The following is a 14,845-nucleotide window of genomic DNA, read 5'->3' as shown; positions in this document are numbered from 1 at the left end:
CCTCGTGAATGGGATACCCAGATAAACCGGACTGCGGTCCGTTTATTCCCGGATGCCCTGCTCCAGCACCGCGGCAGCCGCAGCGCGGGCCTCGGCCGCACTCGAACTCGCCAGCGCGGCCTCCGCCGCGTCCCGGCACTGCGCCAGGGACACCGTCGCCAGCCGGGCCCCGACCGCCCGCACCGCGGCCGGCGCGGACGACAGCGACGTCAGCTCCATCCCGGTCAGCACGCAGGCCAGCAGCGGATCGGCGGCGGCCTCACCGCAAGCACCGACCGGCTTTCCGGCGTCGCGGCCGGCCCGAGCCACCATCGCCACCAGGGCCAGCACCGCCGGCTGCCACGGGTCGGTCAGCGCCGCGAGTTCCGCCGACATCCGATCGGCGGCCATCGTGTACTGGGCCAGGTCGTTGGTGCCCACCGAGAGGAAGTCGACGTGAGCGAGGATGCGGTCGGCCAGCAGGGCGGCGGCCGGGACCTCGATCATCACGCCCGGGCTCAGTCCGTGCGCGCGGGCCTGCTCGGCGAACTCGGCCGCTTCGGCGGGGGTGGCGATCATCGGCGCCATCACCCACGGCGCCGCACCGGACTGTTCGGCCGCGCGGGCGATCGCGGTCAGCTGGCGTTCCAGCAGCCCCCGATCGGCGGCGGACACCCGGTAGCCGCGGACGCCGAGTGCCGGGTTGGCCTCATCGGAGCCCGTCGCGCCGACGAACGCCAGCGGCTTGTCCGAACCCGCGTCGAACGTGCGGATGACGACCTTGCCCCCGGGAAAGGCCCGCAGCACCTCGGCGTAGGCGCCGGCCTGCTCCTCGACCGTCGGCTCGGCTCCGGCGTGCAGGAAACACAGCTCGGTGCGCAGCAGCCCGACCCCCTCGGCCGGTGTGGCGGTCGCGGCGCGTGCAGCGGCGCCGTCGGCGACATTGGCCAGCAGTTCGACACGGTGATCGTCGGCGGTGACACCGGGTCCCGACCAGTACGCCAGGGCCGCGGCTTCGGACTCCGCACGCGCGATCTCGGCGGCGGCCGCCGCCGGATCCGGTTCGATGAGGACGGTGCCGCGGGTGCCGTCGATCAACACCATGGTGCCCGCGGCGACCCCGCCGAGTCCGGCGACGGCGACCACACAGGGGATACCGAGCTGACGGGCGATGATCGCCGTGTGGCTGGTCGGGCCGCCGAGTGTGGTGGCCAAACCGACCACCAGCGCTGGATCCAGTAGGGCCGCATCCGCCGGGGAGAGGTCGTCGGCGCACAGGATCGACGGCGAATCAGGCGGTGTCACACCGGGTTCCGGCCAACCGACGAGTTCCGCGGTCACCCGGTCGCGGATGTCGTTCAGGTCGGTGACCCGTTCGGCCATCAACCCGCCCAGGCCGGCGAAGATCTCGGCGAACCCCGCGATGGCCTCGGCGGTCGCCCACTCGGCTGGGGCGCCGCCGGCGATCCGGGTGCGCGCCGCCGCCAGCCAGGCCTTATCGGTGGCCAGTGCCGCGGTGACGGCAAGCAGTTCGGCGGCGGGGCCGGTGGCCCGCGCGGCGCGCCCACGCAACCGCTCCGCGACGACGCCGACAGCCGCCTCGAACCGGGTGGCCTCGGCGTCCGGGTCCGCCGGGGTCGACGCGGCGGGCACGGGCGGCGGTGCGGCTTCCGGCCGGATCACCGGGGCGTAACGCACACCCGGAACGACGGGCACGCCCCACAGCGGGCCGTGCGTTCTCGGTGACGTCATGCCAGGCATGATGCCTTGATGCCCTCCAAAACTGTCGCCGTGGGGTCCGCCGTCGGCCTGCACGCACGTCCCGCGGCGATCATCGCCGACGCCGTCACCACCTCCGGCGCCGAGGTGACGGTGTCGTGCGCCGGGGGTGCACCCGTCGACGCCGGATCGGCGCTGATGCTGATGACCCTGGGCGCCGCCAAGGGCACCGAGGTCACCGTCTGCTGCCAGGACCCCGCCCTTCTGGAGCGCATCGCCGGGCTCATCGCCGGTGATCTCGACGCCGGATAGGCCTCAGGCCCGCGGCTCGCAGATCAGCAGCGGGATCTCCCGGTCAGTCTTCTCCTGGTACCCGGCATAGCCGCGGTACGCCTTGACCACCTGCGGCCACAGCTCCGCGCGCTCGGCGGGGGTCGCGGTACGGGCCGTCATCAGCCGGTCCACGCCGTTGACGGTGAGGGTGACATCCGGATTGGCGATGGCATTGCGGTACCAGTCGGGATCTTTCGGGTCGCCGCCCTTGGAGGCCACCAGCACGATGCGGTTGTCGTCGTGCACCGGGCTGGTCAGCATGTTCGCGAACGGGCGTCCGGATTTCCGGCCGACGGTGTGCAGTTCGACGGCAAGCATGCCCATCACCGTGCGCGGGAAGCGCCCGCCGGTCAGTTTCAACAGCAGCCGGTGCCCGGTCTCCAACGGATTGCCACGCCTGATGCTTCCGGGTGTACTGCTCATCTTCTCGATGCTACCGACGACGCGGCCGGTCCCGTCTCGTTGACGACCGGCGCGGCCAACGGCGAGGATGGTCGTCGTGACCACGCCGTTCGACGACCCGCAGGCCGAGCTGGGCTGGCTGTTCGTGCAGACCATCAGCGCCGACGGCGACCTGGACGAGGCGTTCTCCCTGGTCAGCGACGATTTCACCTACTGGACCAACACCGCCGGGCGAACCTGTGACGCGGCGGCGTTCCGCACCCTTCTGGAGGGCTTCCGGCAGCACAACAGCGTCGAGTTCCACCTGATCCGCTGTCTCAACGACGCCGAGAACACGGTGATCGAGGCGCAGGCCGAGGGCATCACCGCCGACGGGCGACACTACGAGATCCCGCTGGTGTTCCTCTTCGACACCCACGACGGGCTGATCACCGCGCTGCGGGTGTACGGGGACACCAACCTGGCCCTCGAGGTATTCGGTCCGTCGGCATAGGCTGCGGGCATGACACCGCAATCCGCGCCCAACGCGACCGCCTCCGTCGACATCGCGGCCGATCCGCAGACCGTCTACGCGCTGGTCACCGACCTTCCGACACTGGCCGCGCTGGCCGAGGAAACCACCGAAATGGTGTGGAAGAAGGGCGATTCCGCCGAGCCCGGCGCGGTGTTCACCGGTCGCAACCGCAACGGCACCAAGACCTGGTCGACCAACTGCACCGTCACCCGAGCCGTCCCGGGCCGGGAGTTCAGCTTCGACGTGCGGGCGATGGGCATCCCGATCGCGCACTGGAGCTACCAGCTGGAGGCGACCGAGGCCGGTTCCCGGCTGACCGAGAGCACCTGGGACCGCCGGCCGGGCTGGTTCAGCCCGCTGGCCGGGTTGCTGACCGGGGTTTCCGACCGCGACACGGTCAACCGGCAGCACATCGAGACCACCCTGGCCCGGCTCAAGGCTCGCGCCGAGAACCCCTGACCCCCTATTTCGCTCCGCCGAACTTCTCGTACCAGGCAGCGGCCTCGTCATCGAGGGTGCCGAGCCGGGCGGCCTTACGGCACCAGTTCTTCGCGGCGGCCAGGAACTCCAGCGGGTTGTAGACGTCTTCCTGCCGGCGCCACAGGCCGTCGCCGGCGTAGTCGATGATCGAGATGTTGGTGGCGCTGATGATGGTGCCGTCGCCGGGATCGCGCATCGGATTGTCCAGCTCGCAGATGATGCGGCCGCGGGTTTCGTCGATCACCGACCACAGCGACGGGAAAGCCGTCATGTAGCTGCCGGGGAAGGTGCCCATGGTGCGCCGGATCCAGGTGCGGACCTCGTCGCGGCCCTTCATAGTGCCGGCGGCGTGTTCGATGTAATCGACGTCGGCGGTGTAGTGCGCCACCCACAGGTCCCAGTCGTGGGCCTTGGCGGCCTCATCGACGGTCTTCTCGAAACGGGCGAACGCGTCCTGGAGTTCGGCGCGGCTGAATGGTCCGGTAGTGCTGCTCACCCCTCAACTAGAACATGTTCTAGGCAGAATGTCCCGGGAATCTTCCCCCGGCGCGCGACGTTGGCCAAGCGGTGAGTACTCAAACCGCGATCCTGGCCGGTGGCTGCTTCTGGGGCATGCAGGACCTGATCCGCAAACAGCCCGGCGTGCTGGCCACCCGGGTGGGCTACACCGGCGGCGAGAACGACCATCCGACCTACCGGAATCATCCGGGGCACGCCGAGGCCGTCGAGATCGTCTTCGACCCGGAGGCAACCGACTACCGGAGGTTGCTGGAGTTCTTCTTCCAGATCCACGACCCCAGCACGCGCAACCGGCAGGGCAACGACATCGGGACCAGCTACCGCTCGGCGATCTTCTATCTCGACGAGGACCAGCGCCGGGTTGCCGAGGAAACCATCGCCGACGTCGACGACTCCGGGCTGTGGCCGGGCCCGGTGGTTACCGAAGTCGTATCAGCACAGACGTTCTGGGACGCCGAGCCGGAACACCAGGATTATCTGATGCGCATCCCCAACGGCTACACCTGCCACTTCCCGCGGCCGGGCTGGCGGCTGCCGCAGCGGTCCTGACGCTTACTTGCCGAACGCGCGCAGCTGGTAGAGACCGGTGCTGGTGGCCACCACGGTGCCGTTGGCGTCGGTGACGGTCGCCTCCAGGGTGAAGTCGGACTTACCGTGCTCGGCGGCCTCGGTCTCGATCCGGGCGATGGTCTCGTCATCGACGCGCGCTTCGGCGCGCAGGTCGGTGGTGGCCATCGCGCGGTAGCTGATATCGAGGTTCTTGACCAGCGGGAAGTACTTGCCGGTGTCGAAGGTCGACAGCGCGATGATCCCGCCGAGCACCTCGGCCACGGTGAACTGCACGCCGGCGTAGATCACCCCGAAGTGATTCCCATTGCCCTCGGCGGGCACCGAGGTGACTGCGTAGCCGCGACCGGCGTCGACCACCCGCACACCCATCTTCCCGGCGATCGGGATGGTGGTGGACAGTGCGGCGTTCATGGCGTCGACGAGCGATTCGGTCATGCCGGACATGCTGCCACGACGGGAGCGGTTTTCGCGATCATCACCGTCACCGGCGGTGCACGGTGATCCGCCCGCCGTTACGCGGCACGAATGCCACCCCGCGGTTGTGCGCCTTCTCGCCGGGCCCATCCGTCGTCTCGATGCGGAACCGGCACAGCACGGTACGCAGAACGACGTGCATCTCCATGTTCGCGAACGCCGCACCGACGCAGCGACGAGTACCGCCGCCGAACGGGATCCAACCGGACGCCGCGGCTCGCTGGCCCAGGAAACGCTCCGGGTCGAACTGCTGTGGATCCGGGAATTCTGCCTCATTCCAGTGCATTTGAGCAATGGCCACCGATACCGACAATCCGCGCGGTATCCGCCACTCGCCGAGTGCGAACACCGGTGCGTAGACGTGCCGGCTGGCGAAGTCGATGACCGTGCGATTGCGCTGCACCTCGTGGATGACGGCCTGCCGGAATTCGGCGTCGTCGGTGTCGGCCTCGGCGGCCAACCGGTCCAACACCTCGGGATGTCGGCGGATCCGCTCAAACGCCCAGGCCAGGGTCGATGCGGTGGTTTCGTGACCGGCGGCCAACAGGGTCAGCAGTTCGTCGGCGATTTCGCTTTGCGTCATGGCGGTACCGTCGTCGTAGCGGCTGCGCAGCAGCAGTGACAGGATGTCGGTGCGCTCGTCGAGCTTCTCGTCGGCCAGCGCCTGCTCGATGAGCGTCTCGACGACGGCGTCGTACTCCTCGCGGTATTGCCTCAACCGCTTCCACGGCCCGAATGTCCGCTTGGGAGCGGGTAAAACGACCAGCCGCGAGCCCAGTGTGACCCAGGCCGGGATCTTCTCCCGCAGCGCCGCCAGCTCGGCGCCGTCGGCTCCGAAGATGGCCCGCAGGATCACATTGAGGGTGATGCGCATCATCGGTTCCAGCGTCGGGAATTCCTCCCCGTCACGCCAGTTCGCGATCTCCCGCTCGGTTTCTTCCTCGACGATCTCCTCATAGCGGTGCATGGCCCTACCGTGGAACGGCGGGGTCAGCAGCTTGCGGCGGCTGCGGTGTTCGGTGCCGTCGAGCGCGAAAATCGAACCCGGGCCGAACATTCGGCTCAGGTTGGGCTGGACGTTGCCCAGATCGTCCGGGCTGGCGGCGAAGACCTGTCGGGCCAGTGCGGGGTCGGTGACCACCACCATCTTCCCGAACAGCGGAGCGTCGATGGCGAACGCGCCGCCGTAGCGCTTGCTCAGCCGGTTGATGACCCGGCGGCGCAGCATGACGAACGCCAGCCCCTGGACGACCTTCGGCGCCCGGCGCGGCGACGGCGGGAGTTTGACCTCCGGCTGCCGCTGGGCGTCGACGGGCTCAACGGCAATCTCGGTCATGGCGGCACCTCCGCGAACGCCTGCTGGTACCGTGCAGTACCAGCTGTTCACGCTTACGGTACCGGCAGGTACCAGCATTGGCAAGGAGGTGAGGCCGGGATGCCACAGCCCACCAACAGCCCGTCCGCCACGCTCACCGATCCCGGTGCGGCAGAACTCGGTTTCCCCGCGCGGTTGTTCGACGGGCTGACCGCGTCGATCGCCGAGCGCGGCTACCGCGACACCACGGTCGCCGACATCGTCCGGCACGCCAAAACCTCCAAGCGCACCTTCTACGCCCATTTCGCCAGCAAGGACGACTGCCTGCGGGACCTGCTCGACGCCGATAACGTCGCGATGATCGCCGCCATCCGCGCGGCCGTCGACCCGCAGGCCGACTACCTCGACCAGATCGACGCCGCGGTGGAGTCCTACCTCGCGGCGATCGAGGCCCGCCCGGCCATCACCTTGGCCTGGATCCGGGAGTTCCCCGCCCTCGGCGACGCGGCGCGCCCGATCCAGCGCCGAGGCATGGAACGGTTCACCACACTGCTGCTGGAGATCACGGCCAGCCCGGGATTCGCCCGCGCCGGCATCCCGCCGGTGTCACGGGAGACAGTGATCATCCTGCTCGGCGGCCTGCGCGAGCTCACTGCGCAAACCATGGAGGACGGCGGCCGGATCCGCGATATCACGCATGCCGCGGTGTCGGCCTGCCTGGGGCTGGTAGGCGCCCCCGCGGGCACCGACTAGGTTTGCAGACGAGGCGACGAGGAGCGAACAGCATGGACAGCGCACCGGACGGCATCGAGATCTGGCCCGGTAAGGCCTATCCGCTGGGCGCCACCTACGACGGCTCCGGTACCAACTTCGCGCTGTTTAGCGAGATCGCCGAGTCGGTGGAGCTGTGCCTGTTCGACGAGGACGGCAACGAGACCCGGGTCACCCTGCCCGAGGTCGACGGCTTTGTCTGGCACGGCTTTCTGCCCCGCGTCGCCTCCGGCCAGCGCTACGGCTACCGCGTCCACGGTCCCAACGACCCCACCTCCGGTACGCGGTGCAATCCCAACAAGCTGCTGCTGGACCCGTACTCGAAGGCCATCGACGGCCGCTTCGCCTGGGACCAGTCGCTGTTCGGCTACAACTTCGGCGACCCGGACAGCCGCAACGACGACGACTCGGCGGCTAGCATGCCCAAGTCGGTGGTCATCAACCCGTATTTCGACTGGGGCGTTGACCGGCCCCCGCAGCGCGACTACGCGGATTCGGTGATCTACGAGGCACATGTCAAAGGGCTGACCGAGACCCACCCCGACATCCCCGAGCAGCTGCGCGGAACCTACGCCGGGATCGCGCACCCGGCGATCATCGACCACCTCAATTCCCTGGGGGTGACCGCGCTCGAGCTGATGCCGGTTCATCACTTCGCCAACGACGCCACCCTGATCGAGCGCGGACTGTCAAACTACTGGGGGTACAACACGATCGGGTTCTTCGCGCCCGACGCCAAATACTCCAGCTCCGACACACCCGGCGCCCAGGTGCAGGAATTCAAGATGATGGTGCGGGCCCTGCACGAGGCCGGCATCGAAGTGATCCTGGACGTGGTCTACAACCACACCGCCGAGGGCAACCATCTCGGTCCCACGGTGTCGATGCGCGGCATCGACAATCCGGCCTACTACCGGTTGATGGACGACGACAAGCGCTACTACCGCGACTACACCGGCACCGGCAACAGCCTCAACGTCGGAAATCCCCACTCGTTGCAGTTGATCATGGACTCCCTGCGGTACTGGGTGACCGAGATGCACGTCGACGGGTTCCGCTTCGACCTGGCCGCCACCCTGGCCCGGGAGTTCTACGACGTGGATCGGCTGAGTGCGTTTTTCGAACTCGTGCAACAGGATCCGACGGTAAGTCAGGTCAAGCTGATCGCCGAGCCGTGGGACGTCGGCCCCGGCGGCTACCAGGTCGGCAACTTCCCGCCGCAATGGACCGAGTGGAACGGCAAATACCGCGACACCGTGCGCGACTTCTGGCGCGGCGAGGACGCCACCCTCGGTGAGTTCGCCTACCGGATCACCGGTTCACCGGACCTGTACGAGAAGACCAGCCGGCGACCGGTCGCCTCGATCAACTTCGTCACCGCCCACGACGGGTTCACGCTGCGAGACCTGGTGTCCTACAACGATAAGCACAACGCCGACAACGGCGAGGACAACAACGACGGCGAGAGCCACAACCGGTCCTGGAACTGCGGGGCCGAAGGCCCGACCGACGACGCCGAGGTCAACACGCTGCGGGCCCGGCAACAGCGCAATTTCCTGACGACCCTGCTGCTGTCCCAAGGTGTTCCGATGCTGTCGCACGGCGACGAACTCGGCCGCACCCAGGACGGCAACAACAACGGCTACTGCCAGGACAACCCGATCACCTGGGTGGACTGGGCCGACGCGGACACCGCGCTGACCGAATTCCTGCGCCAGGTTTCCGCGCTGCGATCGGCGCACCCGGTGTTCCGCCGCCGCCGGTTCTTCACCGGCCGCCCGGTGCGCAGCCGCGATTTCACCGGCCTGCCCGACATCTCCTGGTTCCGCCCGGACGGGTCGGAGATGACCGACGAGGACTGGGATTCCGGGTTCGGGAAATCCGTCGCCGTCTACCTCAACGGCAACGGCATCCCCGGGCTCGACCCTCGCGGCCACCGGGTCACCGACGATTCTTTCCTGCTGTGCTTCAACGCCCATCACGAGCCGATTTCGTTCCGGCTGCCGCCACCGGACTTCGGCGAGCACTGGCTTCCGGTCATCGACACCGCGGCCGACGACCCCGCCAGGGCCGAGCCGGTGCCTGCCGGCGCCGAGGTCACCGTGCAAGCGCGAGCTCTGTTGGTGTTGCAGGCGGACCTATCCGCACCGGAGAAATCGCCGGGCGTCGGTGAACACTTTCGGTAACCTGTTCACATTCCGCCCGGTGCGGGCGCAATGGCACGAATTGAACGACACGAAATGAGGGCCGCATGCGCAGTGTGGTGATCGACGCCCCCGGACAGATCCGCATCGACCACCGGCCCGACCCGGTTCTGCCCGGCCCGGACGGCGCGATCGTCGCCGTCACCGCCACCGCCATCTGCGGTTCGGACCTGCATTTCTACGAGGGCGACTACCCGCTACTGGAGCCGGTGGCCCTGGGCCACGAGGCGATCGGCACGGTCGTCGAGGTGGGGCCGGACGTGCGTCACGTCACCGTCGGTGACCTGGTGCTGGTGAGTTCGGTGGCCGGGTGCGGGCATTGCGTCGGGTGCGCCACCGCGGACCCGATCACCTGTGTATCGGGACCGCAGATCTTCGGTTCCGGAATGCTCGGCGGGGCCCAGTCCGAGCTGCTGGCGGTACCGGCCGCCGACTTCCAACTGTGCCGGATTCCCGACGGGATCGACACCGAGGAAGCACTGCTGCTGACCGACAACCTGGCCACCGGCTGGGCCGCGGCCCGGCGGGCCGATTTCCCCCTGGGCGGCACCGTCGTCGTACTCGGGTCGGGCGCGGTGGGTCTGTGCGCGGTGCGCAGTGCGATCGTTCAGGGCGCGGGGACGGTCTTTGCCGTGGACCCGGTCGCCGGCCGCCGTGACCGGGCCGCGTTGGCCGGAGCGATTCCGCTGGAACCGCCCGCTCTGCAGGCGGTGCTGGACGCCACCGGCGGGCGCGGTGCCGCGGCGGTGATCGACGCCGTCGGCAACGACACCACGCTGACCGATGCACTGGGCCTGGTGCGGGCGGGAGGCACGGTATCAGTGGTCGGCGTGCACGACCTGAACCCGTTCCCGTTCCCGGCCACCATGAGCCTGATCCGCAGCATCACACTGCGGATGACCACCGCACCGGTGCAGCAGACCTGGCCGGAGCTGATCCCGCTGATCCAGAGCGGACGCCTGGACACCAGTGGGATCTTCACCCACACCATGCCGCTGGACAACGCCGCGGCGGGTTACGCCGCGGTGGCCGCCCGTGACGCGGACTGCCTGAAGGTCATCCTCAGCGTCTGAGCGAGCGTCTGACCGCGATCAGGCGAGCTCGGGCTCGTTGTCGTCGACGACCGTGTAGAACGAGTCGCCGTCTTCCGGCGTGCCGTCGATCTGGCCGAGATGGCGGCGGGTCGGGCGGGGCGGCTGCGGGTCCCCGGTCAGCACATCGGGGACCTCGGCGGCCAACCGCTCATCGAGACTCTGGTCTTCCACCACCGGAATCCAGCGCTCCGGCGGGTCGACGACGATGTCGCCGTCGTCGTTGCGCACCTCGTCGGAATCCAGCGACTCGCTCGGGTTCAGCGTCTGGTCCGGACCGTTGTCGTCAGCGTCCATCCGGTGGGTGTCCTCGTCTCGATCAGGGGTGGTCTATGGGCAGACCGGCCTCAGTAGGCAATGAATAGTATTTCGTCGCGACTGTACTCGTGGCCCGGGTGGTTCGCCGTGAGGTGCTGCTGAGTCTTCTCCACCAGGTCGTCTTCGTCGGTCCCGACAATGGACTCGCCGCACGGGCAGTTCAGATGCGTTTTCATGCATCAGGTCTACCCGACCCCACCCCCGCGACGGAAGAGGGGTGATGACGAATTCCTCAACTCATGTAACGCAGGACGGACTCGGCGACGCAGGCCGGTTTGCCGCCGCCCTCGGTTTCGATCACCGTCGAGACGATGATCTGCTGAGTCCCGTTGCCCAGGTCCTCGGCGTCAACCAGGGTGCTGGTGGCCCGGACCCTGCTGCCGACCTTCACCGGCGACGGGAAGCGCACCTTGTTGACGCCGTAGTTCAGCGCCATCTTGAGGCCCTTGACCTCGTAGATCTGGTGCATGAGCACCGGGAGCAGCGACAGCGTCATGAAGCCGTGGGCGATCGTGCCGCCGTACGGGCCGGCGGCGGCCTTCACCGGGTCGACGTGAATCCACTGGTGATCGCCGGTGGCGTCGGCGAACTGGTCGACGGCCTCCTGGGTGACGGTGAACCAGTCGCTGGTACCGAGCACCTCGCCCTTGGCGGCGGCGAAGTCGTCGAGCGATGCGAAGGTGCGCATGGTGTCCTTCCGGTGGTCGGCGGCCCGGTTCATCCGGGCCGGTTCTCCCATCTTGCGGTAACGCTATTCTCGCGCGGCCACCAACCCCTCCTGCACGAGCGTCGCGGCCGGCCGGCCATCGGCACCGAACAAGGTGGCGGTGACCAGTCCCCGGCCCGCGCCTGCCACCGGCGAGGACGATCGCAGCAGATTCCACTCGTCGGCCCGCAGCGGGGTGTGGAACCAGATGGCGGAGTCGGTGGTGCCGTACCGGAAATGTCGGTCGGTCACCGTGTGGTCATGCACTCGGAGTGCGGTGTCCAGCAGGTACAGGTCGGTGAGATAGGCCGCCACGGCGTAGTGCAGGATCGGGTCGCCGGACAGGGGTTGCACGGTGCGCCAGTGGAATTCACGGACGAAGCCCTCTCCTTCGCCATCCTCGCGGTAGCGCAGATCGAAGTCGTGCAGCGGCACGCCGGGCGCCGGCCCGGGCGGTGCGGCGACCGGCAGCTGCGTCGGGTCCGGAATCGGGTCACCCACGCGGGGGTGGACCGGGCCGGGCAACTCCGTCGCGAAGGAGACGGTGGCGACGGTATTGATCCGGCCGCCCTGGCGAGAGGACACCCGGCGGGTCATCGCGGTGCGCCCGTCGTAGGTCCGCTCGACCCGGTAGTCCACCGGTCCCGCCGTGCCGGCGCGCAGGAACTGCACGTGCACACTGGTCGGCCGGGCCTCCGGGGTGACGGTCGCCGCGGCGGCGCGCAGCGCCTGGGCGACGAACTGCCCACCGAACGCCCGCTTGTCCGCCGGCCCGTAGCCGGTTGCGGTGAACTCCTCCCCGCCGGGTTCGGCGAGCGGTGTGGTTCCGCGAGCACGAGGCCCGGCGACGCTTGAACCGGCCGGTTCGACCGTCAGCAGCCGCACCAACTCCGTCCGGGCCTCCGGCTGGTCTCTACGATCCGACATTCGGGCAGTCAACCATCCGCACACAGGCTCGGTGAATAGGGTTGAGCGCCGAAGCGGAAATCGTGCGGAGGTGGTGTTCGGATGCCCATTGACCCGGGAATGACCGATCTGACCGGGCGGGTCGCGGTGGTGACCGGCGCCGGGGCCGGCATCGGTCGCGGCATCGCCGCCGGTCTGCGCGCGTTCGGCGCCCAGGTGGTGATCTGGGAGCGCAACCCGGACACCGCCGCCGCAGCGGCCGCCGACATCGGTGCGGTCCCGATGGCCCTGGACGTACGGGACGCCGCGGCCGTCGACGATGCCCTGGCCCGCACCTGCGATCTCGTCGGGGCGCCGACGATCCTGGTCAACAACGCCGGCGGCACCTTCGCCTCGCCGTTGCTGGACACCTCGGAGAACGGCTGGAACACCCTCTACCGGTCCAACCTGCACCATGTCCTGCTGTGCACGCAGCGGGTGGCCCGCATGCTGGTCGACGCGGGGCTCGGCGGGTCCGTCATCAACGTCACCTCGATCGAGGGCGTGCGCGCCGCACCGGGCTACGCCGCCTACGCCGCGGCCAAGGCCGGGGTGATCAGCTACACCAAGACCGCGGCGCTGGAGCTCGCCCCGCACGGCATCCGGGTCAACGCCCTGGCGCCCGACATCACGATCACCGAAGGGCTGGCCGCTCTGTCGGAGAGCCCGGCGGCCTCGAACCGGCTGGCCCGGATCATCCCGCTGGGCCGGCCCGGGCACGTCGACGATCTGGCCGGTGCCGCGGTGTTCCTGGCCTCGGACCTGTCCGGCTACCTCACCGGGCAGACCCTGTTCGTCGACGGCGGCACTGAGGCGGCCGGCGGCTGGTATCACCGGGCCGACCGCTCGGGCTACCAGTTGGGCCCGGACGAGACGGGAGACACGGTGTGACTCCCGCCATTGACTGTCGCGAGTTGACCTACCGCTACGGGGATTTCACCGCCGTCGACGACTTGACGCTGTCTGTCGAGTGCGGCGAGACGTTCGGCCTGCTGGGCCCGAACGGGGCCGGCAAGTCCACCTTCATCAAGACGCTGGCGACGCTGACTCCCGTCCAGCAGGGAACGCTGTCGATCCTGGGGTTCGACGCCCGGAGGTCGCCGACCGACATCCGCTACAACATCGGCTATGTGCCACAACAGCTTTCCATTGAGCCCGCGTTGACCGGCCGGCAGAACGTGGCCTGGTTCGCGCGGCTCTACGGCGTCCCGCGGCGTGTCCGCGACGACCGGATCACCCATGCGCTCGACGCGATGAACCTGCTGGACGTGGCCGATCGGCCGGCCGGCGGCTATTCCGGCGGCATGGTGCGCCGCCTCGAGCTGGCCCAGGCCCTAGTCAATCGGCCCGCCCTGCTGCTGCTCGACGAGCCGACCGTCGGCCTGGATCCGATTGCCCGGGAATCACTGTGGACGCAGCTGCGCGGAATGCAGGCGAACTTCGGTATGACCGTGCTGCTGACCACCCACTACATGGAGGAGGCCGACGCACTGTGTGACCGGGTGGCGTTGCTGCACCACGGTCGGTTGCAGGCCGTCGGCACCCCGGCCGAACTCAAGGCGGGGCTGGATACACCGCAGGCGACGCTGGAGGACGTGTTCCGTCACTACGCCGGGCGCGATCTCAGCACCGACGACACCGGCGAGGGCTTCCGCGGCGTGCGGGCCAGCCGGAGGGTGGCCCGTCGTGCCGGCTGAGCCGGTGGTCCTCGCCGCTCCACGGGGGCGGCGTCGGGTTACCGCGCTGGCCGGCCAGGTCGGCACGTTCGCACTGGTCGAACTGCAGAAGCTGCGCCGAGACCCGACCGAACTGCTGATGCGGATGGTGCAACCGGCGCTCTGGTTGCTGATCTTCGGGCAGACGTTCTCCCAGTTGCGGGTGATCGACACCGGATCGGTGTCCTACCTGGCCTTCCTGGCACCGGGGATCATCGCCCAGTCGGCCCTGTTCATCGCGATCTTCTACGGCATTCAGATCGTCTGGGACCGCGACGCCGGCATCCTGGCGAAGTTGATGGTGACCCCGGCACCGCCGGCTGCCCTGGTGACCGGCAAGGCATTCGCCGGCGGTGTGCGGTCGGTGGCGCAGGTGGTCGGCACCCTGGCGATCGCGTACCTGATGCGGATTCCGTTGACCGTCAACCCGTTACGCATCCTAGCGGCCATGGCCGTGGTGGTGCTGGGCACCATGTTCTTCACCTGCCTGTCGATGACGCTGGCCGGGCTGGTGCGCAACCGGGACCGGTTGATGGGTATCGGGCAGGCGATCACCATGCCTCTGTTCTTCGCGTCCAATGCGCTGTACCCGGTGGACATCATGCCGTCCTGGCTGCGCGCACTGTCGGCGGTGAATCCGCTGAGTTACCAGGTCAATGCCTTGCGCGCGCTGCTCATCGGTACGCCGGGCAACCTGTGGGCCGATATCGGCGTGCTGGTGGTCGCGGCCCTGCTGGGCATCCTCAGCGCGTCGGCACTGTTGCGCCGTCTGGTGCGCTGACCGGAGCGG

At 68.7% G+C, this 14,845-nt stretch carries 19 protein-coding genes; 10 read left to right on the top strand and 9 right to left on the bottom strand.

Going from position 1 to position 14,845, the window contains the following annotated elements; all coding sequences use genetic code 11:
• Nucleotides 1-42: 42 nt before the first annotated feature.
• Nucleotides 43-1,740 (bottom strand): putative PEP-binding protein, encoded by a 1,698-nt coding sequence (locus tag G6N16_RS03635; RefSeq protein WP_110810974.1) that lies wholly within the window; start codon nucleotides 1,738-1,740, stop codon nucleotides 43-45.
• Between the two features lie 9 nt (nucleotides 1,741-1,749).
• Here G6N16_RS03635 and G6N16_RS03630 point away from each other — a divergent pair, with 9 nt between their 5' ends.
• Nucleotides 1,750-2,010: an HPr family phosphocarrier protein gene (locus G6N16_RS03630; RefSeq protein WP_083033530.1), complete on the top strand. Its 261-nt coding sequence runs from the start codon at nucleotides 1,750-1,752 to the stop codon at nucleotides 2,008-2,010.
• A 3-nt stretch (nucleotides 2,011-2,013) separates the two neighbouring features.
• Here G6N16_RS03630 and G6N16_RS03625 read toward each other — a convergent pair whose 3' ends face one another.
• On the bottom strand, nucleotides 2,014-2,454 hold the full coding sequence (locus tag G6N16_RS03625; protein ID WP_083033532.1) for a nitroreductase/quinone reductase family protein: 441 nt from the start codon (nucleotides 2,452-2,454) through the stop codon (nucleotides 2,014-2,016).
• A gap of 76 nt (nucleotides 2,455-2,530) precedes the next feature.
• Between G6N16_RS03625 and G6N16_RS03620 the strand changes: the two genes are divergently transcribed.
• The gene (locus tag G6N16_RS03620; RefSeq protein WP_083033541.1) at nucleotides 2,531-2,926 is read left to right on the top strand and encodes a nuclear transport factor 2 family protein; all 396 of its coding nucleotides are present in this window, start codon (nucleotides 2,531-2,533) and stop codon (nucleotides 2,924-2,926) included.
• A 9-nt stretch (nucleotides 2,927-2,935) separates the two neighbouring features.
• Complete coding sequence (locus tag G6N16_RS03615) at nucleotides 2,936-3,406, top strand: SRPBCC family protein (RefSeq protein ID WP_083033535.1); 471 nt, start codon at nucleotides 2,936-2,938, stop codon at nucleotides 3,404-3,406.
• Nucleotides 3,407-3,410: 4 nt separating this feature from the next.
• On the opposite strand, the gene G6N16_RS03610 is transcribed toward G6N16_RS03615, so the two are convergent.
• Nucleotides 3,411-3,923: a nuclear transport factor 2 family protein gene (locus G6N16_RS03610; protein ID WP_083033537.1), complete on the bottom strand. Its 513-nt coding sequence runs from the start codon at nucleotides 3,921-3,923 to the stop codon at nucleotides 3,411-3,413.
• Between the two features lie 71 nt (nucleotides 3,924-3,994).
• Here G6N16_RS03610 and msrA point away from each other — a divergent pair, with 71 nt between their 5' ends.
• A complete protein-coding gene (msrA, locus tag G6N16_RS03605) occupies nucleotides 3,995-4,495 on the top strand; it encodes a peptide-methionine (S)-S-oxide reductase MsrA (RefSeq protein WP_264025486.1) in 501 nt (166 codons plus the stop codon).
• A 3-nt stretch (nucleotides 4,496-4,498) separates the two neighbouring features.
• On the opposite strand, the gene G6N16_RS03600 is transcribed toward msrA, so the two are convergent.
• Together G6N16_RS03600 and G6N16_RS03595 are read right to left on the bottom strand one after the other, a co-directional pair.
• Nucleotides 4,499-4,951: a PaaI family thioesterase gene (locus G6N16_RS03600; RefSeq protein WP_235674059.1), complete on the bottom strand. Its 453-nt coding sequence runs from the start codon at nucleotides 4,949-4,951 to the stop codon at nucleotides 4,499-4,501.
• A 46-nt stretch (nucleotides 4,952-4,997) separates the two neighbouring features.
• Nucleotides 4,998-6,326: a cytochrome P450 gene (locus G6N16_RS03595; RefSeq protein ID WP_083033207.1), complete on the bottom strand. Its 1,329-nt coding sequence runs from the start codon at nucleotides 6,324-6,326 to the stop codon at nucleotides 4,998-5,000.
• 99 nt (nucleotides 6,327-6,425) lie between these two features.
• Here G6N16_RS03595 and G6N16_RS03590 point away from each other — a divergent pair, with 99 nt between their 5' ends.
• The 3 genes from G6N16_RS03590 to G6N16_RS03580 all read left to right on the top strand — a co-directional run bounded on the left by G6N16_RS03590 (nucleotide 6,426) and on the right by G6N16_RS03580 (nucleotide 10,353).
• Entirely contained in the window at nucleotides 6,426-7,058 is a 633-nt protein-coding gene (locus tag G6N16_RS03590; RefSeq protein ID WP_083033206.1) for a TetR/AcrR family transcriptional regulator, read from the top strand.
• Between the two features lie 32 nt (nucleotides 7,059-7,090).
• Nucleotides 7,091-9,262: a glycogen debranching protein GlgX gene (gene glgX / locus G6N16_RS03585; protein ID WP_083033204.1), complete on the top strand. Its 2,172-nt coding sequence runs from the start codon at nucleotides 7,091-7,093 to the stop codon at nucleotides 9,260-9,262.
• A 65-nt stretch (nucleotides 9,263-9,327) separates the two neighbouring features.
• The gene (locus G6N16_RS03580) at nucleotides 9,328-10,353 is read left to right on the top strand and encodes an alcohol dehydrogenase catalytic domain-containing protein (RefSeq protein ID WP_083033202.1); all 1,026 of its coding nucleotides are present in this window, start codon (nucleotides 9,328-9,330) and stop codon (nucleotides 10,351-10,353) included.
• 18 nt (nucleotides 10,354-10,371) lie between these two features.
• Here G6N16_RS03580 and G6N16_RS03575 read toward each other — a convergent pair whose 3' ends face one another.
• The 4 genes from G6N16_RS03575 to G6N16_RS03560 form a co-directional block, all read right to left on the bottom strand.
• Entirely contained in the window at nucleotides 10,372-10,668 is a 297-nt protein-coding gene (locus tag G6N16_RS03575; protein ID WP_083033201.1) for a hypothetical protein, read from the bottom strand.
• Between the two features lie 50 nt (nucleotides 10,669-10,718).
• The gene (locus G6N16_RS03570) at nucleotides 10,719-10,865 is read right to left on the bottom strand and encodes a DUF1059 domain-containing protein (protein WP_083033199.1); all 147 of its coding nucleotides are present in this window, start codon (nucleotides 10,863-10,865) and stop codon (nucleotides 10,719-10,721) included.
• 56 nt (nucleotides 10,866-10,921) lie between these two features.
• Nucleotides 10,922-11,377 (bottom strand): MaoC family dehydratase, encoded by a 456-nt coding sequence (locus G6N16_RS03565; protein WP_083033214.1) that lies wholly within the window; start codon nucleotides 11,375-11,377, stop codon nucleotides 10,922-10,924.
• A gap of 63 nt (nucleotides 11,378-11,440) precedes the next feature.
• The gene (locus G6N16_RS03560) at nucleotides 11,441-12,322 is read right to left on the bottom strand and encodes an acyl-CoA thioesterase (protein WP_083033197.1); all 882 of its coding nucleotides are present in this window, start codon (nucleotides 12,320-12,322) and stop codon (nucleotides 11,441-11,443) included.
• A gap of 81 nt (nucleotides 12,323-12,403) precedes the next feature.
• On the opposite strand from G6N16_RS03560, the gene G6N16_RS03555 reads away from it, so the two are divergent.
• From G6N16_RS03555 to G6N16_RS03545, 3 genes are read left to right on the top strand one after another with little or no spacing between them, the layout of a single operon-like run.
• The gene (locus G6N16_RS03555) at nucleotides 12,404-13,231 is read left to right on the top strand and encodes an SDR family NAD(P)-dependent oxidoreductase (RefSeq protein WP_083033196.1); all 828 of its coding nucleotides are present in this window, start codon (nucleotides 12,404-12,406) and stop codon (nucleotides 13,229-13,231) included.
• The gene (locus G6N16_RS03550) at nucleotides 13,228-14,037 is read left to right on the top strand and encodes an ATP-binding cassette domain-containing protein (protein WP_083033194.1); all 810 of its coding nucleotides are present in this window, start codon (nucleotides 13,228-13,230) and stop codon (nucleotides 14,035-14,037) included. The genes G6N16_RS03555 and G6N16_RS03550 overlap by 4 nt, the downstream gene beginning before the upstream one ends.
• Nucleotides 14,027-14,836: an ABC transporter permease gene (locus G6N16_RS03545; protein ID WP_083033193.1), complete on the top strand. Its 810-nt coding sequence runs from the start codon at nucleotides 14,027-14,029 to the stop codon at nucleotides 14,834-14,836. The genes G6N16_RS03550 and G6N16_RS03545 overlap by 11 nt, the downstream gene beginning before the upstream one ends.
• Nucleotides 14,837-14,845: the final 9 nt, after the last annotated feature.

This window comes from Mycolicibacterium insubricum (assembly GCF_010731615.1).
Lineage (GTDB): Bacteria > Actinomycetota > Actinomycetes > Mycobacteriales > Mycobacteriaceae > Mycobacterium > Mycobacterium insubricum.
Note: the sequence above shows the minus strand (reverse complement) of the source record. Positions and strands in the feature narration are given on the sequence as shown.

Excerpts from the sequence above, each read along its gene's own strand:
- G6N16_RS03635 (WP_110810974.1), bottom strand. The coding sequence starts at position 1,740 with ATGCCTGGCATGACGTCACCGAGAACGCACGGCCCGCTGTGGGGCGTG.
- G6N16_RS03630 (WP_083033530.1), top strand. The coding sequence starts at position 1,750 with ATGCCCTCCAAAACTGTCGCCGTGGGGTCCGCCGTCGGCCTGCACGCA.
- G6N16_RS03625 (WP_083033532.1), bottom strand. The coding sequence starts at position 2,454 with ATGAGCAGTACACCCGGAAGCATCAGGCGTGGCAATCCGTTGGAGACC.
- G6N16_RS03615 (WP_083033535.1), top strand. The coding sequence starts at position 2,936 with ATGACACCGCAATCCGCGCCCAACGCGACCGCCTCCGTCGACATCGCG.
- G6N16_RS03600 (WP_235674059.1), bottom strand. The coding sequence starts at position 4,951 with ATGACCGAATCGCTCGTCGACGCCATGAACGCCGCACTGTCCACCACC.
- G6N16_RS03595 (WP_083033207.1), bottom strand. The coding sequence starts at position 6,326 with ATGACCGAGATTGCCGTTGAGCCCGTCGACGCCCAGCGGCAGCCGGAG.
- G6N16_RS03590 (WP_083033206.1), top strand. The coding sequence starts at position 6,426 with ATGCCACAGCCCACCAACAGCCCGTCCGCCACGCTCACCGATCCCGGT.
- glgX (WP_083033204.1), top strand. The coding sequence starts at position 7,091 with ATGGACAGCGCACCGGACGGCATCGAGATCTGGCCCGGTAAGGCCTAT.
- G6N16_RS03580 (WP_083033202.1), top strand. The coding sequence starts at position 9,328 with ATGCGCAGTGTGGTGATCGACGCCCCCGGACAGATCCGCATCGACCAC.
- G6N16_RS03575 (WP_083033201.1), bottom strand. The coding sequence starts at position 10,668 with ATGGACGCTGACGACAACGGTCCGGACCAGACGCTGAACCCGAGCGAG.
- G6N16_RS03570 (WP_083033199.1), bottom strand. The coding sequence starts at position 10,865 with ATGAAAACGCATCTGAACTGCCCGTGCGGCGAGTCCATTGTCGGGACC.
- G6N16_RS03565 (WP_083033214.1), bottom strand. The coding sequence starts at position 11,377 with ATGCGCACCTTCGCATCGCTCGACGACTTCGCCGCCGCCAAGGGCGAG.
- G6N16_RS03560 (WP_083033197.1), bottom strand. The coding sequence starts at position 12,322 with ATGTCGGATCGTAGAGACCAGCCGGAGGCCCGGACGGAGTTGGTGCGG.
- G6N16_RS03555 (WP_083033196.1), top strand. The coding sequence starts at position 12,404 with ATGCCCATTGACCCGGGAATGACCGATCTGACCGGGCGGGTCGCGGTG.